We start from the raw sequence: 22,285 nt of genomic DNA, 5'->3' as shown, positions 1-22,285 counted from the left end.
GGGTTACTCCCCCTGGCCAGCAGCGGCAGCAGGAGCAGCAGCGGAACCTGCGGGCTTGGCGTTGTCCGCGTCCTTGACCTTGACTTCGATGCCCGGCTTGATGAATTGCAGGCCTTCGGTGATCACGCGGTCACCGGCGTTCAAGCCTTTTTCCACCAGCCAGTAGGCGCCGGCAGTGCGGTTGGCCACCAGTTGGCGTTGCTCGACCTTGTTGTCCTTGTTCACCACCAGCGCGGTCGGGATGCCCTTGATGTCGCGGGTCACGCCTTGCTGCGGGGCCAGGATGGCCTTGCTGTTCACACCGGCCTGCAACTGGGCGTGGACGAACATGCCAGGCAACAGGGTGTGGTCAGGGTTGGGGAACACGGCGCGCAGGGTCACGGAACCGGTGGTCTGGTCAACCGACACTTCGGAGAACTCCAACTTGCCGTCCAGGCCGTAGTCGCTGCCGTCTTCCAGGGTCAGCTTGACCTTGGCGGCATTGGCGCCGGCTTTCTCCAGCTGGCCGCTTTCCAGATCGCGGCGCAGTTTCAGCATTTCAGCCGAAGACTGCGTGACGTCGACGTAGATCGGGTCCAGTTGCTGGATCACGGCCATGGCATCGGCCTGGCCGTTGCTGACCAGCGCGCCTTCGGTCACCGAAGAACGCCCGATACGCCCGGAGATCGGCGCGAACACTTTGGTGTAGCGCACGTTGATCTGGGCGGTTTGAACGTTTGCTTCGGCAGTCATGCGGTTGGCGACGGCGGTGTCGTATTCCTGGCGGCTGACGGCTTGCTCATCGACCAACTGCTTGTAGCGGTCGGTGATGGACTTGGTCTGGGTCAGGCTGGCTTGTGCGCTTTTCAGCGTGGCTTCATAGACCGACGGGTCGATCTGATAAAGCTGCTGGCCTTCTTTCACATCCGCGCCTTCCTTGAACAGGCGCTTGAGAATGATCCCGTTGACCTGTGGGCGAACTTCCGCGATGCGGTAGGCAGTGGTGCGGCCCGGCAGTTCGGAGGTCAGGGTATAGGCTTGCGGTTGAAGGGTGACCACGCCGACCTGAGGGGTTTGAGCGGGCGGAGCCGCTTCTTCCTTTTTACATCCGCTGAGCAGCGATGCCAGGGCGACGGCAGTGACCAGAGCGGTAACAGCTGGCTTAAGTTGCATGAAGATCCTCGGGTCAGGCGCGCAGAGTGCGCACAAGAAGTGTGGAAGGGTAAAAAACAAGCTGTGAGTAGATAAGTAGCTTGCTACGCAATATACTTACGTTCATGGTTGTTTGTAAACTCTTGACAGGCTTCGCGGAATGTTGACAAAGCACCGCCCAAAGCCTCGATTTTAGTACGTTCGGCGCCCATGACGGTGTCGTCCCACAATTATTCAGATGATCGTTACCGCCTATTGATCGTGCGTTACCGATAGTCCCAAGTGTCCTGATTGAGGTTTTACTGCCATGGTTCGTCGCACCAAAGAGGAAGCTCAGGAAACGCGCAGCCAGATTCTCGCCGCCGCCGAGCAAGCCTTCTATGAGCGCGGCGTTGCGCGGACCACGCTGGCTGACATCGCCGCGCTGGCCGGGGTGACGCGGGGTGCCATCTATTGGCATTTCAGCAATAAATCCGATCTGTTGCAGGCGCTGCTCGACACCCTGCATGAGCCGCTGGATGAGTTGGCGCGCGCCAGCGAAAGCGAGGATGAACTCGACCCGCTCGGGTGCATGCGCAAGCTGTTGATTCATTTGTTTCATCAAGTGGCCCTGGACCCGAAAACCCGGCGCATCAATGAGATCCTGTTTCATAAGTGCGAATTCACCGATGAAATGTGCGATATGCGCCGCCAGCGCCAGACCCACAGCCTGGAATGCAACCTGCGCATCGGCCTGACACTGCGTAATGCGGTCCATCGCGGGCAACTTCCGGAAAACCTCGACACTACCCGAGGGGCAGTGTGCATTCATGCCTACATCAACGGGTTGATTGGCCAGTGGCTGCTGGTCCCCGACAGTTTCCAACTGCACCAGGACGCCGAGCGCTGGGTGGATGCCGGGCTGGACATGCTGCGCTGGAGCCCCAGCCTGCGCAATTAAGACAAAATGCGTAATTGCATCCAGTTGTGTCAACAGTAAAGCCCAAGGACCGTCAATCGTCCTTTTGCCTGATCGGTGGGGTGACTTTATATACGGGCTGGCGGGCGGTTGATAGGTAGCCGCCTAAGTATTTTGTAGCGATTTTGTTGCAAGGCTGTGAAGGAATGTTTCTTCGCCCTCAAGAAAAAGCCCCGGTTCTCGCGAGCCGGGGCTTTTTCGTTTCAGCAAGTTACATCACAGGGCCAGTGTCGGGTAGTCGATGTAGCCGACCGGACCCTTGCTGTAGAAGGTGTCCGGGCGTGGCTCATTGAGCGGCGCCTCGGCCTTCAGGCGTGCTGGCAGGTCCGGGTTGGCAATGAACGGTACGCCGAAGGCCACCGCATCGGCCTTGCCCGCCGCCAGCCAGGCGTTGGCGCTGTCCTTGGTAAAGCGCTCGTTGGCGATGTACGCGCCGCCGAAGGCCTTTTTCAATTGTGGACCGAGGCTGTCGCCGGCTTCTTTCTCGCGGGAGCAGATGAACGCGATACCGCGCTTGCCCAGCTCGCTGGCGACGTAGGTGAAGGTTTCTGCCAGGTTGTCGTCACCCATGTCGTGGGCATCGGCGCGTGGTGCCAGGTGCACACCGACACGGCCGGCGCCCCAGACTTCGATGGCTGCGTCGGTCACTTCCAGCAGCAGGCGTGCACGGTTTTCCAGGGAGCCGCCGTAGAGGTCGGTACGCTGGTTGGTGCTGCTCTGCAGGAACTGGTCGAGCAGGTAGCCATTCGCGCCGTGGATTTCCACGCCATCGAAGCCGGCGGCCTTGGCGTTTTCGGCGCCGGTGCGGTAGGCGTCGACGATGTCGGCGATTTCAGCGGTTTCCAGCGCACGTGGCGTCGGGTAGTCCGCCAGTGGGCGCACCAGGCTCACGTGGCCTTTAGCCGGGATGGCGCTCGGAGCCACCGGCGTTTCGCCGTTCAGGTACGACTCGTGGGAGATACGGCCCACGTGCCACAGCTGCAGGAAGATTTTGCCGCCGGCACCGTGCACCGCCTTGGTGACGTTGGCCCAGCCACGCACCTGGTCGTTGGACCAGATCCCCGGGGTGTCCGGGTAGCCCACGCCCAGTGGCGTCACCGAGGTGGCTTCGCTGAGGATCAGCCCGGCGGAGGCGCGTTGCACGTAGTACTCGGCCATCAGCGCGTTGGGTACGCGGCCGGCATCGGCACGGCAGCGGGTCAGCGGCGCCATGATGATGCGGTTCGCCAGTTCCAGGTCGCCCAGTTTGATCGGATCGAAAATAGTCGTCATGGGGAAAACACCTTCTCTTTGAAGTTGATCAGTTGGTCGCAGGGGCCAGGTCGGCATCGCCGCTCTGGCGGAAAGTAATCAAGGTCACCACCAGCGCGAGGATCGCCAGGGCGGCGGCTGCCAGGGGCACGCTGGTCAGGCCGAAACCGTGGGCAATGACACTGCCGCCGACCCAGGCACCCAGGGCGTTGCCGATGTTGAAGGCGCCGATGTTCAAGGTGGAGACCAGGTTCGGTGCAGCCTTGCCGAAGGTCACCACGTTGATCTGCAGCGCGGGGACGGCGGCAAACGAGGCGGTGGCCCACAGGAACAGGGTGATTTCAGTCGGGATCACGGCGATGCTGGTCCAGGTCAGCGCGGTGGAGACCACCGCCATGCTGATGAACACGCCGATCAGCGTGGCCGCCAGGCGTTTGTCCGCCAGCTTGCCGCCGATGATGTTGCCGACGGTGAGGCCCAGGCCGATCAGCAGCAGGGTCCAGGTCACGCCTTTGGGCGAGACGCCGGTGACGTCGCCAAGCAGTGGCGCCACGTAGGTGAAGAGGGTGAACATGGACGCGGCGAACAGTGCGGTCATGGTCAGCGACAGCCAGATGCCGGCGCCTTTGAGGGCGGCCAGTTCGGCACGCATGTCGAGTTTTTCTTCGTCACGCTTGGCCGGCAGGAAGCGGATCAGGCCGATCAGCGCCACGACGCCAATCACCGTCACGGCCCAGAAGGTCGAGCGCCAGCCGGCTGCCTGGCCCAGCGCCGTACCCAGCGGCACGCCGAGCACGTTGGCCAGGGTCAAGCCGGTGAACATCAACGCCACTGCCGAAGCGCGTTTGTTGGCCGGTACCAGGTTGGCGGCAACCACCGAGCCGATCCCGAAGAACGCACCGTGGCACAGCGCGGTGACCACACGGGCAAACATCAGCACGTTGTAGTCACTGGCCAGGGCGCACAGCAGGTTGCCGACAATGAAGATGCCCATCAACGCTACCAGGGCGGCCTTGCGCGGCAGCTTGGCGGTGGCCAGCGCCATGAACGGCGCACCGATGGCCACGCCCAGGGCGTAGCCGGTGACCAGCCAGCCCGCGCCGGGAATCGACACGCCGAGGTCCGCCGCCACATCGGGCAGCAAGCCCATGATGACGAACTCGGTGGTGCCGATGGCGAAGGCGCTCAGGGCCAGTATGAGTAGCGAGAGGGGCATTTGCGTTTCCTTGTTACAGCGGTGCGCTGAGTTCAGTGATGAGCGCCGTGAGGAAGGCTTGGATCACTTCCTCATTGCGTTTGAAAAAGTGCCACTGCCCGGCCTTCTGGCTGCTGATCAGTCCCGCCCGTTGCAACGTCGCCAGGTGGGCCGACACCGTCGACTGGGACAAGCCGCAGCGCTGGTCGATCTGCCCGGCGCAGATGCCGTATTCGTGGTTGTGCAGTTGCTCGGGGAACTGCACTTTCGGGTCTTTCAGCCAGGTGAGGATGTCTCGTCGTACTGGGTGCGCCAGGGCTTTTATTATTTCGTCGAGGTCGATGGACATGGCAGGTGCTCGGTGTCGTAAAGCGTTATATCGCGATGAGGCGAACCTTAAATCGTTATATCCCGATATACCAATATGATTTTGGTCTGAGGTCAGGCTAAATCGGTATATCGGGTTATAACGATACGTTGTCGGCAGTGCTAGACTGCGCGCCATGAATTATCTCGCACATCTGCACCTGGGCGGCCAACTTCCTGCACAACTGCTGGGCAGCCTGTATGGCGATTTCGTCAAAGGCCGCCTGCAGGGCCAGTTCAGCCCGCAAATCGAGGCGGCGATCCAGCTGCATCGGTCCATCGACCGCTTCACCGACAGTCACCCGCTGGTCGGCGAGGCGTTGTCGCGTTTCAGCCTGACCCGCAGGCGCTACGCGGGGATTGTCCTTGATGTGTTCTTCGATCATTGCCTGGCGCGCGATTGGGCGCTGTATGCCGACCAACCGCTGGAGCGCTTCACCGCGCAGGTCTACCGCGTGCTCGCCGCCGAGCCGCAGTTGCCAGGGCGGCTGGCGCAGATTGCGCCGTACATGGCGGCGGATGACTGGTTGGGGTCGTACCGCGAGTTTGCAGTGATGGAGCAGGTCTTGCGGGGGATCTCGCGGCGCCTGACGCAACCCGAGGAGCTGGGCCAAGCCATGCAGGAATTGCGGGTGCTGTATGAGCCGCTGAGTGAGGATTTCCGGCTGTTCTATCCGCAGTTGCAGGCGTTTGCACGCACCCAACTGATTAGTGGGATCTAAGGTGGGAGCGGGCTTGCTCGCGAAAACGGTGTGTCAGTCAGCCTATTTGTGACTGAAAGACTGCATTCGCGAGCAAGCCCGCTCCCACCTTTTGACCGTGCCCGCTTCAGGCTGCAAACGCAGGTCGGGTATCCACCTGTTCAGCTTCCGGCAACGGCCCAAACAACGCCTTCTGCACCGCTTGCTGCGCCTGGAACGCCAGTGCCGCGCGTTCCTGTCCGGCGCAGGCGATGGGCTTGAGCACATGGATTTCCACATCGCCCTGGTCATTGGCAAACAGGCGCATCAGGTGCGAGAGCAAATCGTCATCGCCAATGAACGGGGCCAGCGGGTCGACTTGCCCGTCGCGCAGGTAACGGATCGCCACCGGCTGCAGCGACACATCGGCCTCGATCGCACTCGCCAGCAAGCGCCCGTGGAAGGTGCGCAGGCTGCGCCCGTCAGTGGTGGTGCCTTCGGGGAACATCAGCAGCGGGTGCTGTTGCTCCAGATGACGGGTCATCTGCTTGCGGATCAACTGGCTGTCACCTGAACCGCGGCGGATAAACAGGCTGCCGGCCTTGGCCGCCAACCATCCGGCCACCGGCCAGGTGCGCACTTCGGCCTTGGACAGGAACGACATCGGCGTGACCATGCCCAGCAGCGGGATGTCGGTCCACGACACGTGATTGCTCACCCACAGCATCGGCGTTTGCGGCAGCTCACCGTGCACCGTCACGCGAAAGGGCAGGGCGTTGGTCAGTCGCGCCATGAAAAACCGCGACCAGCGTTGGCGGCGCACCATCGAATTGGCCACCCCCATGCGTTCGAACACGCCAAACACACTGGCCATGCTCAAGCCCAGTGCCACCACCCCCAGCACCCGGGCAATGCGCCCGTATACGCGCAGGCGGCTCATCACATGGCCGCCTTGAAGTGACGTGCATAGCGCGGGCACAGCTCGTCGCGCTTGAGCAGGATGAACACGTCGGCGACCTGGAAGTCTTCATCCCAGCACGGCTCGCCGCAGATCTTCGCACCCAGGCGCATGTAGGCCTTGAGCAGCGGCGGCATTTCGGCGATCACGTTGGACGGCAGGTCCAGCGCCGGCAGCGGTTTTTTCGGTTCGGCGCGCAGGTGTTCGTTGCACAGGTAGCGTTCGCGCAGGCGCTGCATGATCGCGTGGGCCTGGATGCCGCCGTCGTGCATCGGGATGCTCGCGCACCCCATCAGGTAGCTGTAGCCGCCCTGGTTGAGCACTTCGGCCAACTCGCCCCACAACACGGCGATGGTGCCGCCATTGCGGTAGGCCGGGTCGACGCAGGTGCGGCCGATCTCCAGGATCGGGCCCTGCAAGTGCAGCAAGCCATGCAGGCTGAATTCTTCTTCGCTGTAGAACCGGCCCAGGGTGCTGGCGGCCTGGTGGTCGAGCAAGCGGGTGGTGGCGACGAGTCGACCGCTGTTCAAGTCCCGCACGCCGATGTGGCTGCAGTGAACATCATAGTCATCCATGTCCAGGCCCAGTTCCGCGCCTTTCAGCTTGGCGTTGAACTCGCCGCTGAACACGTTGAACCGCAGGGCCTGGGCTTCCTGCAAAGCCTGCGCGCCGATCAGGCGTTCGGCTTGCAGACGGCGTTCATTGCCGGTGTCGCTGATGCGGGCGATCTGAGTCATGGCGAGTCTCCGAGTGCCGGCCACGATTTCGGCCGGTCGACTTTGTTGTCCAAAGTCAGGCTATGTAGCCTCGGTGTCATCTCCATGAAGTTATGGTGACGCTTGGATGACAGGCGTTTTGATAGGGCTGCACAGCAACGGTCGCCCGATATTGTTTTCCTACTTTTGATTTGGAGTAGGACGACCGCTTGGAGGGAACCGGATTACCCATGCTGCCACACAGGCTCTGGATGTGAGGGCAGATGGGCGCCTTATGCCGTTGGACGTTTGCCAAGCCTTCCGTTGTGGAGGTAGGAGCACTATGCCGGTTTCGCCAGTTTCGAATACCACTCCCGCCTGGTGGGAAATTAATAATCATGAAAAAAGTCAGGGTTCTGAGCCGCCGGAGGTGCAAGTCATCAGCAAACGGTACAGCGGCACCCGCAGCCAGGATGGTCGGTCTTATGGCGAACCCGTCAACAACAAGGTCGTGGCGTCGGGCATGCACCTGTTTGTATACAAGCCAGATAGTCGTGATCCTGGGAAGAAACCCGAGGACATTTGGAGTGCTTTCAGCCAGTGGAATCAGGACAACTGTGTGACCGTTGCGGCAATAAAGATGGCGATGATGCAGTTTGGTGAGCAGCCAACCGACGTATTCAAGGAGGTGCGAGAAGTCCCGGGTGGTTTCCAGGTTACGTTAAGAAATAACGAGTCGGTTTACGTGACCCAGGCTGAGCTTGAAATGACGTCCATGGCAATGAAGTTCAAGGGGACGGATCCAGGGGCGATCACCTCGGCGAACGTAATCAGTACGGTTATGGCCAAGGTTGAGCAGCAGAAATTATCCAAGGAACAGAACAGGAATGTGGGGTTTGGCGAAGCGCTGCAGGTCTTGAATCGCCCTGACGCCCTTCCTTTGGCGCTTGCGCGGCTTGGCTTGGGAAATATGATTGAAATGGTATCGCCTGAAGACTTGCTCAAGGGCCGTTTAGGGGCTTTTTCCAGCGGCGCTAAAAACGGCAGTCATAGCTCTGTGAGCGTGGGTGGTAAAGAGGAGCGTTGGGGGCTGCGCGGCGGTCCATCCCCGACTGGGGAGGATATTTACGCATATGCATTCAAGAAATCATAAGCGTGCGATGCTTGTCATAGCGGGTTGTCACAAAACCATCATTAGTCTCGGCTAGCCTCGCGGGCTTGAATGCCCCCTTGAGTTTGCGTCCATGGTCCGAGGCCTGTTGTGCGTTGCCCTGCTGTTAGCCACCGTCACCGCCCGCGCCGAAACCTGGCCGGACCAGGACTGGGTCAAGGGCACACCGCTTGAAGGCCCCGCTGTCGAAGCGCTCAACACTTATGCGTTCCCGCCGCGTGATGACACCACCCGACAAGGCATCCGCACCGATGCGTTGCTGGTGATCCGTGACGGCGAAATCATTTATGAACGCTACGCTGCGCCCACCACTGCCACCACGCCGCACCTGACCTGGTCCATCAGCAAAAGCCTGATGGCCACCGTGCTGGGCGTGGCCTTCGGTGATAATCGCTTCAAACTGACCGACCCGGCGGCGCGGTTTTACCCGCCGATGAAACAGCACCCCACGGTGACCATGGCTGACCTGTTGCACTGGGCCTCGGGCCTGGACTGGCAGGAAGACTACGAATACGCCCCGTTGAAATCCTCGGTGGTGGCGATGCTCTACACCCGTGGCCACGCCGACATGGCCGAGTTCGCCGCCGACACCGAAGCTTTCGCCGCCCCGGGCCAGGTCTTTCGTTACTCCAGCGGTGACAGCAATATTCTCTCCGCCACCCTTAAAGGCATGCTCGGCCACAAGGCCTATATGAGCTACCCGTGGGATGCCCTGTTCAAGCCGCTGGGGATTCACAACGCCACGTGGGAGACCGACGCCGACGAAACCTTTGTCGCCTCGTCCTACGCCTACCTCACCGCCCGTGACCTGGCGCGTGTCGGTCTGCTGATGGCGCGGGACGGGCGCTGGGAGGAGCAACAGCTGGTGCCCAAGGCCTGGGTCGATTTCAATCGCCAGCCGTTCGGTCGCTACCAGGCAGGCCAGGACGAAGCCGTGCCCGGCGGCCAATGGTGGCTCAACCAAGGGGCTCCACGCCCGTGGCCCGACGCCCCTGCGGACACCTTCGCCGCCCTGGGTCACTGGGGTCAGGCGCTGTTTGTGATGCCTGAAGAACATTTGGTGATCGTGCGCTACGGCGATGACCGCGATGGCAGCTACCGCCATAACGAACTGCTCAAGCGCGTGCTGGCGGCGGTGAAGCCATGATCCGTCGTCGCCCGTTTACCAGCCTGTTTCTGCTGCTGTTGCTCGCCCTGCTAGGATGGATCTGGCACGAGCGCGTCAACCTGCAAGCCTTCCCCGACATCATCGCGGCCTATACCGCCAAGGAATATTGCTCGTGTCGGTATGTGGCGAACAACCCGGCTAAATATTGCCGGGGGTATGTGCAGCAGTACGTGCCCACCAGCGCATTCACCGACAACCCGGAGCGCAGTGAAGTGACGGCCAGTGGGTTGGGGCGCACACACAGCGCGCGGTGGTTCGGCGATCGGCAGGGGTGTCGCCTCAACCCCTGACACACCGCCTTCCCATGCAGTAACCGGCTTGCCGGCGATAGGGATGTCGGCTGGTCTACCGCTATCGCAGGCAAGCCAGCTCCCACATTTGCTCGGCTTTGTCAGTTCCATCGCGCCAGCACGCGGTGCCAGGTGTCGCCCGAATTCCTGACACACCGCCTTCCCATGCAGGCGCCGCCAAGCCGGCGATAGAAATGTTGGCTGGTCTACCGCCATCGCAGGCAAGCCAGCTCCTACGTTTGCTCGGCTTTATCAGTTCCATTGCACCGGGCCCACGGCACAGTTAAGGTTCGTGCAGGTTTTTTGCCGCATGAGTCTTTATGTTCAATGTCAAACCCCTGGCCTTCTTCCTGCTGATCGCCGCCGCTGCGCCTGCACACGCCGATTGGTACTTGGACAACGAGTCCTCGCGCCTGTCCTTTGTGACGACCAAAAACACCGAGATTGCCGAGGTGCAGCGCTTCCTGGTGTTGCACGGCAAGGTCGACGGCAAAGGCGCCGCGCAGTTGGAGGTGGAGCTGGAGTCGGTCAACAGTGGCATTCCGCTGCGCGATGAGCGCATGCGCAACCAGCTGTTCGAGATCAAGACCTTCCCTGACGCGCTGATCAATGCGCAGATCAACCTGCAACCCATCAACGACCTGGCGCCTGGCGCGCAATTGGAATTGCGCCTGCCACTGAGCGTGACGTTGCATGGCAAGACCCAGACCTACAGCGCCGAGCTGTTGGCCACGCGCCTGGATGATCGACGGTTCCAGGTGGTGACCCTGGAACCGGTGGTGTTGCATGCCGAGGATTTCGAGCTGGTGCCAGGTGTGGCCGCGTTGCGCAAGGCGGCGGGGCTCAAGTCGATCAGTTTGTCGGTGCCGGTGGGTGCGGTGCTGATTTTCACGGCGCGCTGACGTGAGCGGCGCGGTCTTCCCGTGGCGCAGTGCCAACCGTTTCGAGTTGTTGATCGACGGCCCGCAATTTTTCCCACAGATGTTGGTGGGCATTGCCCGCGCCGAGCGGCAAGTCGATGTGGAGTTGTATCTGGTGGAAGCCGGCGCCTGCGCCGAAGCCATGGTGCAGGCGCTGGTGTTGGCCGCCGAACGCGGGGTACAGGTGCGCTGCCTGTTTGATGATTACGGTAGCCTGGCCTTTACCTTGGGGCTGCGCAAACGCTTGACCGACGCCGGTGTGGCGTTGCGTTTTTACAATCGCCTGAACTGGCGACGGTGGATGCGCAATCTCTACCGTGACCACCGCAAGCTGTTGCTGATCGACCAGCACATCGCCGTGGTCGGCGGCACGGGCGTTACCGATGAGTTCTGGACGCCGGGGCAAGACACTGTTGACTGGCACGAAGTGATGGTGCAGATCAGCGGCCCGCTGGTGCAGGACTGGCAGGCACTGTTCGATCGCCAGTGGCACGCCAACGCCGCGCGGCGCGAGTGGAAACCGGCCACGCATTTTGGTTTGCCCCGCTTGCCCAAGGTGCCGGCGACCGGGCCGGGCCTGGGGCGCGTGGCCTATGCCGATGCCCGCCAGCACCGCGATATTCTGCAATCGCTGATCCGCGCCTTGAACAGCGGCCAGCACCGTATCTGGCTGGCCACGCCATATTTCCTGCCGACCTGGAGTGTCCGCCGTGCCTTGCGCCGCGCAGCCGGGCGCGGGGTGGACGTGCGCCTGTTGCTCACCGGCCCACGCACCGATCACCCGTCCGTGCGCTACGCCGGGCACCGTTATTACCCGCGCCTGCTGCGTTCGGGGGTGCAGATCTTTGAATACCAGCCGTGTTTCCTGCACCTGAAGATGGTGCTGGTGGACGATTGGGTCAGCGTCGGCTCATGCAACTTTGATCACTGGAATTTGCGCTTCAACCTGGAAGCCAACCTGGAAGCGTTGGACCCGGAATTGACGCAGGCGGTGGCGGGCAGTTTCGAGCGCGACTTTGCCCAGAGCCTGGCGGTGAGCCTGGAGGCGTGGAAGGCGCGGCCATTGTGGCGGCGGGTGAAGCAGCGGGTGTGGGGATGGATTGATCGGCTGGTGGTCAACTTGCTTGATCGACGCGGCTGATTCGCTCACATCGATAAACGGTGGGAGCTGGCTTGCCTGCGATGACGTTGGTGAATGTTCCACCACTATCGCAGGCAAGCCAGTTCCCACATTGACCGTGTCTACAGCTTCAGGTCAGAGCAGTTCGAAGGTTTGTTGCTGCACATCCTGGGAGTCCAGCCCGATCTGCACGTTGAACTGGCCGGGTTCGGCGGCGTACTTCAACTGGGTGTTGTAGAACTTCAAATCGTCCTCGGTGATGGTGAAGTGCAGCGTGCGCTCCTCACCGGCCTTGAGCATGACCTTCTGGAAGTTCTTCAGTTCTTTGATCGGGCGGATCATCGAGCCGGCCACGTCCTGGATATACAGCTGCACCACGGTTTCGCCGTCGACCTTGCCGGTGTTTTTCAGCGTGACACTGGCGTCGAGCTTGCCGGTCTTGTTCAGGGTGGTCGACGATAACGCCATTTCCGACAGGCTGAACGTGGTGTAGCTCAGGCCATAACCGAACGGGAACAGCGGCCCGGTGACGTCATCGAAGTACTGCGAGGTGTAGTTGCCCGGCTTGCCCGGAGTAAAGGGCCGGCCAATGGTCAGGTGGTTGTAGTAGGTCGGAATCTGCCCCACCGAACGTGGGAAGGTGATCGGCAGCTTGCCCGACGGGTTGTAGTCACCGAACAGCACGTCGGCAATCGCGTTGCCGCCTTCGGTGCCGGCGAACCAGGTTTCCAGGATCGCGTCGGCCTGTTGGTTCTCTTCCAGGATCGACAGCGGACGACCGTTCATCAGCACCAGCACCAGCGGCTTGCCGGTGGCCTTGAGGGCCTTGATCAGGTCGCGCTGGCTTTGCGGGATGTTCAGGTCGGTGCGGCTGGACGACTCGTGGGACATGCCGCGCGATTCACCCACGGCAGCCACCACCACGTCGGCATCCTTGGCGGCCTTGACCGCTTCATCGATCAGCACTTGCGGCGAGCGGGTGTCATCCACCACTTCCGGGGCATCGAAGTTGAGGAAGTTGAGGTAGTCGACCACGGCCTTGTCGTTGGTGATGTTGGCGCCCCGCGCGTAGATCACCTTGCCTTTTTCGCCGATCACGGCATTCATGCCGTCGAGCAGGGTCACCGACTGCGCCGGTTTGCCGGCGGCGGCCCAGCTGCCCATCATGTCGATCGGTGCCTTGGCCAGCGGGCCGACGAGGGCGATGGTCGCGGATTTTTTCAAAGGCAGGGTGTCGTTCTGGTTCTTCAGCAGAACCAGGCTGCGGCGCGCGATGTCGCGGGCCTCGCTGCGGTGCAGGCGGCTTTCGGCGTAAGTGTCGGCCGGGTCATCCTCGGCCTTGCCGATGCGCAGGTACGGATCGGCGAACAGGCCCATGTCGTACTTGGCGCCGAGCACTTCGCGCACGGCGTTGTCGATGTCGCTCTGCTCGATCTCGCCGGACTTGAGCAAGCCGGGCAATTCCTTGCCGTACAGCGAGTCGTTCATGCTCATGTCGATGCCGGCCTTGATCGCCAGCTTGGCGGCTTCACGCCCGTCCTTGGCCACGCCGTGCTTGATCAGCTCGAAGATCGCGCCGTGGTCGCTCACGGCCAGGCCCTTGAAGCCCCAGTCCTTGCGCAGCAGGTCGTTCATCAACCAGGTGTTGGCGGTGGCGGGGACGCCGTTGATCGAGTTCAGGGCGACCATCACGCCGCCGGAGCCGGCCTTGATCGCCGCGTGGTAGGGCGGCAGGTAGTCCTGGTACATCTTGACCGGGCTCATGTCGACCACGTTGTAGTCACGCCCGCCTTCCACCGCGCCGTACAGGGCGAAGTGCTTGACGCTGGCCATGATACTGTCGGCATTGGCGGGGCTGGTGCCCTGGAAGGCCTTGACCATCACTTCGGCGATGCGCGAGACCAGGTAGGTGTCTTCGCCGAAACCTTCGGAGGTGCGGCCCCAGCGCGGGTCGCGGGAGATGTCGACCATCGGCGCGAAGGTGATGTCGAGGCTGTCGGCGGCAGCTTCCTGAGCGGCGATGCGCCCGGAGCGGCCGATGGCGTCCATATCCCAGCTGGACGCCAGGGCCAGGCTGATCGGGAAGATCGTGCGGTGGCCGTGGATCACGTCATAGGCGAAGAACATCGGGATCTTCAACCGGCTGCGCATGGCCGCGTCCTGCATCGGACGGTTTTCCGGGCGGGTGATCGAGTTGAAGGTGCCACCGATGCGGCCGGCGGCGATTTCCTTGCGGATCAGCTCGCGGGGCATCTCGGGGCCGATGCTGATCAGGCGCAACTGGCCGATCTTTTCATCGAGGGTCATCTGCTTGAGCAGGTCGCTGACGAAGGCGTCCTTGTCCTTGAGCGCAGCAGGCTTTGTTTCTGCCCAGACGGGGTGGGTGGCCAGAGTGGCAACAAGGCCGAGCAAACACAGCTTCTTCATGAATATCCTTTTTCGGCTCACTGCACAGCGCTGGGGCTGATCGGCCAAAATGTGGGGAGCGTCTATTGTTGTTCGGGTGTTGTTCAGATAAATGCAGCACACTCTGAACTCTTTTTCGCGCTGGGCATCTTTGTAGCTGATTGGCTCAATGCATTCCAGTGGTGGCGGATTATGCCCCAAGCGCGCGGTTTATAGGGTTAGTCGTCACATTCCATCCAGTTTGGTCAGGAGAAACACCATGCAAGCAGCACACTCTTCCCGCTGGGGCCTCAAGGCCGCGGCTTTGCTACTGATCAGCACGGTGCTGAGCGGTTGCGGCATCAACACCATCCCGACCCTGGATGAGCAGGCCAAGGCCGCCTGGGGCCAGGTGCAGAACCAGTATCAACGCCGTGCCGACCTGATCCCCAACCTGGTGGAAGTGGTCAAGGGCTACGCCGCCCATGAGCAGGACACCCTGACCGCCGTCATTGAGGCACGGGCCAAGGCCACCTCGATCCAGGTGGATGCCAGCACCCTCGACAACCCGGAAAAACTCAAGCAGTTCCAGCAGGCCCAGGATGGTTTGAGCGGTGCCCTCAGCCGCTTGATGGTGGTGTCCGAGCGTTACCCGGACCTGAAGGCCAACCAGAACTTCCTGGCCCTGCAATCGCAGCTTGAAGGCACCGAAAACCGTATCGCCGTGGCCCGGCGCGACTTTATCCAGGCGGTGCAGGCCTACAACACCGAGATCCGCACTTTCCCGGGTCGCTTGTGGCACAGCGTGATGTACAGCGATCTGCCGATCCGCGCCACGTTTGAAGCCACCAGTGCCGATGCCGATAAAGCGCCGCAAGTGAAGTTCAAATAAGGCTGCATTGAGGTGTCGATGCGTTTATTCAGGATAGGCCTGGCGCTGTGGCTGCTGGCCTGCGTGGGCGTGGCCCAGGCGGCGCTGACCTTCCCGGCATTGACCGGTCGGGTGGTGGACACCGCCCAGATGATCGACCCGGCAACCCGGGAGCAGATCACCCAGCAATTGCAGGCGCTCGAGCAAGCCCGTGGCGACCAGATCGTGGTGGTCACGGTGCCCGACCTGCAAGGTGTACCGATTGAAGACTACGGTTATCAGTTGGGCCGCCAGTGGGGCATTGGCCAGAAGGGCAAGGACAACGGCGCGCTGTTGATCGTCGCCCGCGATGAGCGCAAATTGCGCATCGAAGTCGGCTATGGCCTGGAAGGCGTGCTGACCGATGCGCAGTCCTGGGTGATCATCAACCAGGTGATCGCGCCCAAGTTCAAGGCCGGCAATTACAGCCAGGGCATCAGCGATGGTGTTTCGGCGATGGTGCAGGTGGTCGGCGGTGAACCGCTGGCGGTGCCGGCGCATGTGGCGGACGCCAACTTTGCCAAGGATAATCCGGGGTTTTCCATCGGCCTGTTTATCTTGCTGATCGGTGTGCTGTGGCTGTGCAATCGGCTGGGGCTGCCGGTGGGCGCCATCTTGCTGGCGATCCTCAGCAGCAGCGGGCGCGGCGGTGGTGGCGGAGGCGGTGGCGGTGGTTTCCGCGGAGGCGGTGGCGGCTTCGGCGGCGGCGGGGCCTCGGGCGGCTGGTAATGACAATAACGACAACAGAGCATCTACAACCATGGCACTACTGAGTGAACACGAGCAACGCCAGGTCGCCGAGGCGATTGCCCGCGTCGAGCAGCAGACCGACGCCGAACTGGTGACGGTACTGGCTGCCCGCGCGGACGACTACGCCTACATCCCACTGCTGTGGGCCAGCCTGATCGCCTTGGTGGTGCCGGGTGTGGTGCATTACTTGTCCGGCTACTTGACCATGTACACCTTGCTGTTGGCGCAGTGGGCGACGTTTATCGTGCTGTGCCTGGTGTTTCGCCTGCCCAAGGTCACCACCCGCCTGATCCCGCGCTCGGTGCGCCATTGGCGCGCGTCCAACCTGGCGCGCCGGCAGTTCCTGGAGCAGAACCTGCACCACACGCTGGGCAGCACCGGTGTGCTGATTTTTGTCAGCGAGGCCGAGCGCTACGTGGAGATCCTGGTGGATGAGGGGATTTCCAAGCGCCTGGATGACAGCCGTTGGGACACCATCGTCAGGGCGTTCACTCAGCAAGTGAAACAGGGGCAGACACTGGCGGGGTTTATTGCCTGCATTGAAGCCTGCGGGGAGTTGCTCAAGGTGCATGTGCCGGTCACGCAGACCCGCAATGAGTTGCCCAATCGCCTGGTCGTGCTCGAATAGTCCATCTTGCTCCAGGTCGGAACTGGCTTGCCTGCGGGGCGTGCAACTGGGTCTGTCTGGCCCGTCGAGGTGATGCAATCGCGGGCAAGGCCGGCTCCCACATAAGGTGGATCCCGCCGTGGATGGGCAGGGTTGACTGACCGTTGATCAAATAACCCCGTGCCCTCGGCCCCCATCCCCCCTAAAATGCCCGGCATCCCCAGCCCGAGGCTTTTTTGTTCATGTCTGTCACCGCTCAACCTGCCCGCCCTGCGCCGGATCATCACGCCCAGTTCATCGAACTGTTGAGCGCAAGCCTGGCGCAGCATGCGTTTATCAAGCTGGTGCTGGCCAAGTACGTCGGTGCGGAAGCCGAGCTGCAACGGCTGATCATCAAGCAGGTAGAGGTCAAGGAGCAGCCGTGCCTGTCCTTCGTCTACCGCTACAAGACCCGCGACATCACCAAGAATTTCGCGCTGGCCGAAGGCGTGGCGATGATTGCCGAGTTGCTGCCGGCGTCCTTCAAGAACGCGCACCTTCTGTCGCTGACCGATGAAGCGCAGCTGGAATACAGCAAGAAGAACAAAAGCTCGCTGTTCAAAAGCAAGCCGCAGCAACTGCGCGAGGCGCCCTCGGCTGAGCATAACCGCGAGAAGAATCGCTTCCTCGACCTGAGCCGGCCGTTCCTCGCCGACCTCGGCGTGACCGATGCCAGGCAGGCGCTGATCCCGTCGATGTCGCGCAAGTGGAAGCAGATCAACAAGTTCATCGAAGTGTTCAGCCATGCGCTGACCTCATCACCGTTGAAACTGGACCAGCCGGTGCGCGTCGCCGACTTCGGCTCGGGCAAGGGCTACCTGACCTTTGCGATTCACGATTACCTGCGCAACACCCTCAAGGCCGAGGGTGAAGTGACCGGCGTGGAACTGCGTGAAGACATGGTGACCCTGTGCAACAGCGCCGCTGCGCGCCTGGAGCATCCGGGCCTGGTGTTCAAATGCGGCGACGTGCGCAGCGTGGCGCCGAGCGAGCTGGACGTGATGATCGCCCTGCATGCCTGCGACATTGCCACCGATTACGCGATCCACACCGGTATCCGTTCCGGCGCGTCGATCATCATGTGCTCGCCGTGCTGCCATAAGCAGATTCGCCTGCAGATCCAGAGCCCGGCGCTGCTCAAGCCGATGCTGCAGTACGGCCTGCACCTGGGCCAGCAGGCGGAAATGGTCACCGACTGCTTGCGCGCGCTGTTCCTCGAAGCCTGTGGCTACGAGACCAAAGTGTTCGAGTTCATCTCGTTGGAGCACACCAACAAGAACAAGATGATCCTCGCGGTCAAGCGCGCCGAGCCTGTGGACAACGCGCAGTTGCTGGCGAAAATCCAGGAGCTGAAGGCGTTCTACCACATCACCGAGCACTGCCTGGAAACCCTGCTGAGGGCGGATGGTTTCTTGAACTGAACACACCACGGGCAGGCGCCGGCTTGTTTGGGAGCAAGCTGTCGAGCTTTAGCGAGGCTGCGAAAGCGGCGGCATGGGCGAGAGAGGGGTTGGCTGACCGGGCGCTTTCGCGAGCAAGCCCCACACATTTTGACCGTACCCCGCCACAGATTTCGTAGCCATCCCGCAATTCCCCTGTGGGAGCTTTCGAGCTTTAGCGAGGCTGCGAAGGCGGCGGTATTGGCGATAGAGGGGTTGGCTGACCGGCCGCCTTCGCGGGCAAGCCTGCTCCCACATTTTGACCGTACCCCGCCACAGATCTCACATACCCCCGCAATCCCCTGTGGGAACTCTCGAGCTTTAGCGAGGCTGCGAAGGCGGCGGCATGCGCGATAGCGGGGTTGGCTGACTGGCCGCTTTCGCGGGCAAGCCCGGCTCCCACACAAGCCGGCGCCTGCATTAGATAGCGTTTACCTTTGGCGCGGGCGCAGGCTGCACCGCCGTCTTGCGCCCGAGCATCACCGTGACGATCACCCCACAGGCGAACAGCCACGTAATCGGCTCGATATGTTCGCCAAAGAACAGCGCCGAAAAGGCGATGGTGAAGAAGATCTGCAGCAATTGGATCTGGCTGACCCGCGCGATCCCGCCCATGGCCAGCCCGGCGTACCAGGCGAAGAATCCCAGGAACTGCGAGAACAGCGACACATAGCCAAACGCCCACCAGGTGCGCATCGAAATCGCGCCTTGATGCTGCGCCGCCAGGTACCAGACCGGGCCGATCAGCACCGGCGTCGACAGCACCAGCGCCCAGCAGATCACTTGCCAGCCGCCCATCTCCTTGGCCAGCCGGCCGCCTTCGGCATAGCCCAGCCCGCCGACGGCAATCGCGCCGAGCATCAACAAATCGCCGGCCTGAATACTGCCGGCGCCGGTGATCAGCGCGTAACTCAACACCAGCGCACTGCCGAGCGCCGCGCAGGCCCAGAAGGCTTTGGACGGTCGCTCATGCGACAGCCACGCGGCATACAGTGCCACGCACAAGGGTTGCAGGCCGTTGACCAGCGCGCCATGGGAGGCTGGCAAGGTTTGCATGGCCCAGGCCGACAACACCGGAAAGCCCAGGATCACCCCGGCGATCACCAGGCACAGCCCGCGCACCTGCCGCCAGGTCGGCCAGCGCTCACGACGCCACAGCAACAGCGCCGCCGCCGGAATCGCCGCGAACAGCGCACGGCCGAGGCCGTTGAGCAACGGGTGGATTTCCTGCACCACGATACGGGTGAAAGGCAGGGTCAGGCTGAAGATGATGACGCCCAGCAGGCCGAGGGCCATGCCGGTATTTTCGCGCGAGCTCATGGGAGGGATCCGAAATCCAGAGGGCTTCAAGGGAAGCCCATCTAGCCACATCCCCCGCCAATCGCGGGCCTACAGCTGGGTGCGGATTTATCCGTACAGTTGCGGGCCAGGGCCGACAGTGCCGCCGCCATCGCCGTGTAGGCGCTGTCGAGCTTGAGCGAGACGGCGATGGGATCGCTGCTGTTTCGCGGGTAGACCGAGTCGCCCGCATCGCCGGCACGCCGGCGCCTACAGGTTCAGAAGAACCGCGTGATGCTGATCTTGGCGTTGCGTCCTTCGCTGTAGACACCATCGCCGCTGAGTGCTGGCTGGTAGCTGCGATTGAACAGGTTATCGACGGTGAAGTTGATCTCGGTGCCTTTGAGGCCCGCCTGCTGCGGTTTCCAGTTGGCGAACAGGCCCTGGGTGTCGTAGCTGGGGTTCTCGGTCTGGTCGTAGATAAAGTCGCCAATGGTGGAGTTGAAGCCGCCAGGATAGATGTCGGTAGGTACGCGATCGGTCTTGCGCACGAACTGGCCCTGCCAGCCCACCTGCGCGTCCCAGCTCGGGATCTTGGTGCCGAGGACTACCACCCATTTGGCCGGTGGAATATCCCGTGCCCACACGTGCCGGTCGGTAGCCCAAGGGTTGGTGTAGGGGTTGTCTCGTTTACCTGTAGCCCAGGAGTAAGTCAGGGAACCGAACACGTACGTCGAGTCGTAGTAGCTTTCCAGCTCGAAGCCCTTGATGGTCATGCCGCCCACGTTGCGATAGTTGGTCCTGGACGCCGCGTCGGTGCACACCGCATCGATACTGCCCGGCACGGTCATTTGCCGTTCGCAGCCGAGGCCGGTGGCCTTCATGATCTCGTCTTCGATGCGGTTGTGAAACAGCGTGGTGCGCAACTGCAGGTTGTCATCGCGGGTGAAGACGCCGGAGAAGTGCGTGACGTTGCCCGCCGTAATCGCGGTGATGCGCTCCGGGTCGAGGTTGAGGCTGGTGGCGCTGCGCGTGCTGGCAGAGCCTTGCACCTCGTACTGCTCATCGATAACCGGCGCGCGCCAGGTGCGGTTCCAGCTGGCGAAGAAGGCGACATCCGGGGTCACGTTCCAGAAGGCTGCCAGGCGTGGCGACCAACCGGTGTAGGTGCGGTCGCTGTAGTCATGGCCGACGCGCGGGTCCGGGCTGCTGTAGTACGGCGCATCGTTGGCTTCGCCGCGGTTGCGCACGTGGTCATAGCGCAGGGACGGCGTGAGGGTGACGTCGCCGAGTGTCACGGCGTCCTGCAGGTAGAACGCATTGGTGTCGACTTTGCCGTGGGGCATGAAGTACGGCTGGAAATGGCCATAGTTGTATCTAGCGGTGTTGTAGGTCGCGCCCGGCATCCAGCTTTCGGTTTCGCGATCGTGCTTGCGCACCTGCACGCCGGTGGTTACGGCGTGTTCCAGCGGGCCGGTGGTAAACAGGCTGATGTTGCGCAGCTCAAGGATGCGGTCAGTGTAAGACGTTTCCATCTTGCGCCCGCCGGTGGCCAGGCTGATCACCGCATTCTCGGCGCGCTCGTCGGTCTGATCGGTCTTGGAGAACGAGTAGCTGAGTTTCAAGTCGATCAGCGGGTTGTTCAACGGCTGGTATTCGTACTTGCCCGACCAGGTGGTGTCCACGGTTTCGCGGTCGGCCAGAAAGCGTTTCAGTGCGCCTTCGTAGCCATATCGGTCGATGGCTGATTGCGTCGGCGGCGACGGGTAGGTTTTAGCCGAGAACGGCGCCATGCGCTCGCTTCTGGCGCTGGAGTAGGACAGGCCCATGCTGTGCTCGTCGGTGAAGTGCGCGTTGAACTTGAACAGCTCGCCTTCTACATCCTGCGCGCTGTTGGGCAGGCGCTTGGGGTTGATCGGGTATTCGTTGCGTGGGTCGGGCGGGGTGCCGGCGAGCTTCAAATCGTCGCCGTCGCGTTTGGTCAGGTAGATCAGCCCATCCATGCGGCCGTCGTCGGTGCGGCCATACACTGCGCCGGTGTACACCTGTTCGTGGGTGTTGCTGGAGTAGCCGTACTTGGCCATCGCCCCGGCGTTACGCCCATCCTTGAGCAGGTCCGGTGCATCCTTGGTGATCATGTTGACCGTGCCGCCGAAACCGCCGTTGCCGTTGAACGGCGAATACGGACCTTTCTCCACCTCAATGCTTTTGATCAGCTCGGGTTCGATGAACACCGTGCCTTGCTGGTAGCGCTCGAAGCCGCTTTTGGTCGCGCCATCCACGGTCATTGGCACATCTTCGGCATCGCCCATGCCGCGAATGTTGATGGTCTGGCCACCGGGCTTGGGCGAGCCGCCCATGGACACTCCCGGCAAGGTCTGCAGCAGCGAAGGGATGTTGTCGGGCTGGTAGCGGTCGATATCGGCCTGGGTCAAGGTGGAGCGCCCGACGGTGCTGGAGTCGACCTCGTTGCCGGTGCCGATCACGCTCAGGGCTTCCAGCTGGATCGCGCCGCTCTGGGTGGTTTTTGCCTCTTCGGGCTTTACCACGTAAGTGCTGCCGACCCTGATCAGGATGAACTCGCCGTTTTTCAGCAGGGTGCGAATCGCCACTTCCGGGCTGAACTCACCGTTGAGCGCCGGTGCCTGCACGTTCTTGAGCAGTGCTTCATCGAACAACAGCTGGATCTTCGCCTGCTGCGCCACTTGGCTCAGCGACGTGGCCAGCGACTGGGCGGGCAGTTGCAGCTTGAACGACTCGGCCTGGGCGCTGAGGCTGAAGGCCAGGCAGGTGGCAATGACGGTCGGTCGAAGAAACAGGTGCGAAGCGTGGCAAGGCGCGCGAAACATGAAATCCCCCGGTGTGGCCAAGTGGCCGAAAAATGCGTGCGTATCAAACGCAGACCGGAGGAAGACGGGGCAGGCAAAAAAATCCACACCTGCGAATGAAAAATATTCTCAAGTACTGTTTCGAG

At 62.0% G+C, this 22,285-nt stretch carries 20 protein-coding genes; 11 read left to right on the top strand and 9 right to left on the bottom strand.

What is annotated here, in order from left to right:
* Window positions 1-3: 3 nt before the first annotated feature.
* Window positions 4-1,152 (bottom strand): efflux RND transporter periplasmic adaptor subunit, encoded by a 1,149-nt coding sequence (locus AC07SI_RS22190; protein ID WP_106804900.1) that lies wholly within the window; start codon window positions 1,150-1,152, stop codon window positions 4-6.
* A gap of 286 nt (window positions 1,153-1,438) precedes the next feature.
* Here AC07SI_RS22190 and AC07SI_RS22185 point away from each other — a divergent pair, with 286 nt between their 5' ends.
* Window positions 1,439-2,071, top strand: coding sequence for a TetR family transcriptional regulator (locus AC07SI_RS22185; protein WP_065899470.1), 633 nt, complete (start codon window positions 1,439-1,441; stop codon window positions 2,069-2,071).
* A 234-nt stretch (window positions 2,072-2,305) separates the two neighbouring features.
* Here the strand turns inward: AC07SI_RS22185 and AC07SI_RS22180 are convergent, their stop codons facing one another.
* From AC07SI_RS22180 to AC07SI_RS22170, 3 genes are read right to left on the bottom strand one after another with little or no spacing between them, the layout of a single operon-like run.
* Window positions 2,306-3,361: an alkene reductase gene (locus AC07SI_RS22180; protein WP_495006517.1), complete on the bottom strand. Its 1,056-nt coding sequence runs from the start codon at window positions 3,359-3,361 to the stop codon at window positions 2,306-2,308.
* A 28-nt stretch (window positions 3,362-3,389) separates the two neighbouring features.
* Complete coding sequence (locus AC07SI_RS22175; RefSeq protein WP_065899468.1) at window positions 3,390-4,556, bottom strand: MFS transporter; 1,167 nt, start codon at window positions 4,554-4,556, stop codon at window positions 3,390-3,392.
* A 13-nt stretch (window positions 4,557-4,569) separates the two neighbouring features.
* The gene (locus AC07SI_RS22170) at window positions 4,570-4,884 is read right to left on the bottom strand and encodes an ArsR/SmtB family transcription factor (RefSeq protein WP_065899467.1); all 315 of its coding nucleotides are present in this window, start codon (window positions 4,882-4,884) and stop codon (window positions 4,570-4,572) included.
* Between the two features lie 154 nt (window positions 4,885-5,038).
* On the opposite strand from AC07SI_RS22170, the gene AC07SI_RS22165 reads away from it, so the two are divergent.
* Window positions 5,039-5,623: an acyl carrier protein phosphodiesterase gene (locus AC07SI_RS22165; protein ID WP_495006516.1), complete on the top strand. Its 585-nt coding sequence runs from the start codon at window positions 5,039-5,041 to the stop codon at window positions 5,621-5,623.
* Between the two features lie 106 nt (window positions 5,624-5,729).
* Here AC07SI_RS22165 and AC07SI_RS22160 read toward each other — a convergent pair whose 3' ends face one another.
* Both AC07SI_RS22160 and olsB read right to left on the bottom strand, forming a co-directional pair.
* Window positions 5,730-6,521 carry a lysophospholipid acyltransferase family protein gene (locus AC07SI_RS22160; protein WP_106804898.1) on the bottom strand — a complete coding sequence of 264 codons (792 nt, stop codon included), beginning with the start codon at window positions 6,519-6,521 and terminating at the stop codon, window positions 5,730-5,732.
* Window positions 6,521-7,276, bottom strand: coding sequence for an L-ornithine N(alpha)-acyltransferase (gene olsB, locus AC07SI_RS22155; RefSeq protein WP_049709576.1), 756 nt, complete (start codon window positions 7,274-7,276; stop codon window positions 6,521-6,523). Before olsB ends, AC07SI_RS22160 begins: the two co-directional genes overlap by 1 nt.
* Before the next feature lie 301 nt (window positions 7,277-7,577).
* Between olsB and AC07SI_RS22150 the strand changes: the two genes are divergently transcribed.
* From AC07SI_RS22150 to AC07SI_RS22130, 5 genes are all read left to right on the top strand, one after another.
* A complete protein-coding gene (locus tag AC07SI_RS22150; protein ID WP_141697254.1) occupies window positions 7,578-8,387 on the top strand; it encodes a hypothetical protein in 810 nt (269 codons plus the stop codon).
* 91 nt (window positions 8,388-8,478) lie between these two features.
* A complete protein-coding gene (locus AC07SI_RS22145) occupies window positions 8,479-9,552 on the top strand; it encodes a serine hydrolase domain-containing protein (protein ID WP_495006515.1) in 1,074 nt (357 codons plus the stop codon).
* Window positions 9,549-9,863 carry an amidase gene (locus AC07SI_RS22140; RefSeq protein ID WP_495006514.1) on the top strand — a complete coding sequence of 105 codons (315 nt, stop codon included), beginning with the start codon at window positions 9,549-9,551 and terminating at the stop codon, window positions 9,861-9,863. The genes AC07SI_RS22145 and AC07SI_RS22140 overlap by 4 nt, the downstream gene beginning before the upstream one ends.
* A 320-nt stretch (window positions 9,864-10,183) precedes the next feature.
* Window positions 10,184-10,765: a YceI family protein gene (locus AC07SI_RS22135; protein WP_065899461.1), complete on the top strand. Its 582-nt coding sequence runs from the start codon at window positions 10,184-10,186 to the stop codon at window positions 10,763-10,765.
* Between the two features lies 1 nt (window position 10,766).
* On the top strand, window positions 10,767-11,924 hold the full coding sequence (locus tag AC07SI_RS22130) for a phospholipase D-like domain-containing protein (RefSeq protein WP_495006513.1): 1,158 nt from the start codon (window positions 10,767-10,769) through the stop codon (window positions 11,922-11,924).
* A 114-nt stretch (window positions 11,925-12,038) separates the two neighbouring features.
* On the opposite strand, the gene bglX is transcribed toward AC07SI_RS22130, so the two are convergent.
* Window positions 12,039-14,330 (bottom strand): beta-glucosidase BglX, encoded by a 2,292-nt coding sequence (gene bglX, locus AC07SI_RS22125; protein WP_106804895.1) that lies wholly within the window; start codon window positions 14,328-14,330, stop codon window positions 12,039-12,041.
* A gap of 238 nt (window positions 14,331-14,568) precedes the next feature.
* Between bglX and AC07SI_RS22120 the strand changes: the two genes are divergently transcribed.
* The 4 genes from AC07SI_RS22120 (at window position 14,569) to AC07SI_RS22105 (ending at window position 18,015) form a co-directional block, all read left to right on the top strand.
* Window positions 14,569-15,180 (top strand): LemA family protein, encoded by a 612-nt coding sequence (locus AC07SI_RS22120; protein ID WP_106804894.1) that lies wholly within the window; start codon window positions 14,569-14,571, stop codon window positions 15,178-15,180.
* 18 nt (window positions 15,181-15,198) lie between these two features.
* Window positions 15,199-15,927 carry a TPM domain-containing protein gene (locus tag AC07SI_RS22115; protein ID WP_065899457.1) on the top strand — a complete coding sequence of 243 codons (729 nt, stop codon included), beginning with the start codon at window positions 15,199-15,201 and terminating at the stop codon, window positions 15,925-15,927.
* A 31-nt stretch (window positions 15,928-15,958) separates the two neighbouring features.
* The gene (locus tag AC07SI_RS22110) at window positions 15,959-16,576 is read left to right on the top strand and encodes a TPM domain-containing protein (RefSeq protein WP_495006512.1); all 618 of its coding nucleotides are present in this window, start codon (window positions 15,959-15,961) and stop codon (window positions 16,574-16,576) included.
* Between the two features lie 221 nt (window positions 16,577-16,797).
* Window positions 16,798-18,015 carry a class I SAM-dependent methyltransferase gene (locus tag AC07SI_RS22105; protein ID WP_495006511.1) on the top strand — a complete coding sequence of 406 codons (1,218 nt, stop codon included), beginning with the start codon at window positions 16,798-16,800 and terminating at the stop codon, window positions 18,013-18,015.
* Window positions 18,016-18,453: 438 nt separating this feature from the next.
* On the opposite strand, the gene AC07SI_RS22100 is transcribed toward AC07SI_RS22105, so the two are convergent.
* On the bottom strand, window positions 18,454-19,353 hold the full coding sequence (locus tag AC07SI_RS22100; RefSeq protein ID WP_065899454.1) for a DMT family transporter: 900 nt from the start codon (window positions 19,351-19,353) through the stop codon (window positions 18,454-18,456).
* A gap of 236 nt (window positions 19,354-19,589) precedes the next feature.
* Entirely contained in the window at window positions 19,590-22,160 is a 2,571-nt protein-coding gene (locus AC07SI_RS22095) for a TonB-dependent receptor (RefSeq protein WP_495006510.1), read from the bottom strand.
* Window positions 22,161-22,285 lie beyond the last annotated feature (125 nt).

It is taken from the genome of Pseudomonas sp. GW821-FHT05D12, assembly GCF_059419825.1.
The sequence above is the reverse complement of the archived record's forward strand: the minus strand, read 5'-3'. Positions and strand labels throughout refer to the sequence as shown.

Coding starts and splice junctions, on each gene's coding strand:
- AC07SI_RS22190 (WP_106804900.1), bottom strand. CDS start 1,152: ATGCAACTTAAGCCAGCTGTTACCGCTCTGGTCACTGCCGTCGCCCTG.
- AC07SI_RS22185 (WP_065899470.1), top strand. CDS start 1,439: ATGGTTCGTCGCACCAAAGAGGAAGCTCAGGAAACGCGCAGCCAGATT.
- AC07SI_RS22180 (WP_495006517.1), bottom strand. CDS start 3,361: ATGACGACTATTTTCGATCCGATCAAACTGGGCGACCTGGAACTGGCG.
- AC07SI_RS22175 (WP_065899468.1), bottom strand. CDS start 4,556: ATGCCCCTCTCGCTACTCATACTGGCCCTGAGCGCCTTCGCCATCGGC.
- AC07SI_RS22170 (WP_065899467.1), bottom strand. CDS start 4,884: ATGTCCATCGACCTCGACGAAATAATAAAAGCCCTGGCGCACCCAGTA.
- AC07SI_RS22165 (WP_495006516.1), top strand. CDS start 5,039: ATGAATTATCTCGCACATCTGCACCTGGGCGGCCAACTTCCTGCACAA.
- AC07SI_RS22160 (WP_106804898.1), bottom strand. CDS start 6,521: ATGAGCCGCCTGCGCGTATACGGGCGCATTGCCCGGGTGCTGGGGGTG.
- olsB (WP_049709576.1), bottom strand. CDS start 7,276: ATGACTCAGATCGCCCGCATCAGCGACACCGGCAATGAACGCCGTCTG.
- AC07SI_RS22150 (WP_141697254.1), top strand. CDS start 7,578: ATGCCGGTTTCGCCAGTTTCGAATACCACTCCCGCCTGGTGGGAAATT.
- AC07SI_RS22145 (WP_495006515.1), top strand. CDS start 8,479: ATGGTCCGAGGCCTGTTGTGCGTTGCCCTGCTGTTAGCCACCGTCACC.
- AC07SI_RS22140 (WP_495006514.1), top strand. CDS start 9,549: ATGATCCGTCGTCGCCCGTTTACCAGCCTGTTTCTGCTGCTGTTGCTC.
- AC07SI_RS22135 (WP_065899461.1), top strand. CDS start 10,184: ATGTTCAATGTCAAACCCCTGGCCTTCTTCCTGCTGATCGCCGCCGCT.
- bglX (WP_106804895.1), bottom strand. CDS start 14,330: ATGAAGAAGCTGTGTTTGCTCGGCCTTGTTGCCACTCTGGCCACCCAC.
- AC07SI_RS22120 (WP_106804894.1), top strand. CDS start 14,569: ATGCAAGCAGCACACTCTTCCCGCTGGGGCCTCAAGGCCGCGGCTTTG.
- AC07SI_RS22115 (WP_065899457.1), top strand. CDS start 15,199: ATGCGTTTATTCAGGATAGGCCTGGCGCTGTGGCTGCTGGCCTGCGTG.
- AC07SI_RS22110 (WP_495006512.1), top strand. CDS start 15,959: ATGGCACTACTGAGTGAACACGAGCAACGCCAGGTCGCCGAGGCGATT.
- AC07SI_RS22105 (WP_495006511.1), top strand. CDS start 16,798: ATGTCTGTCACCGCTCAACCTGCCCGCCCTGCGCCGGATCATCACGCC.
- AC07SI_RS22100 (WP_065899454.1), bottom strand. CDS start 19,353: ATGAGCTCGCGCGAAAATACCGGCATGGCCCTCGGCCTGCTGGGCGTC.
- AC07SI_RS22095 (WP_495006510.1), bottom strand. CDS start 22,160: ATGTTTCGCGCGCCTTGCCACGCTTCGCACCTGTTTCTTCGACCGACC.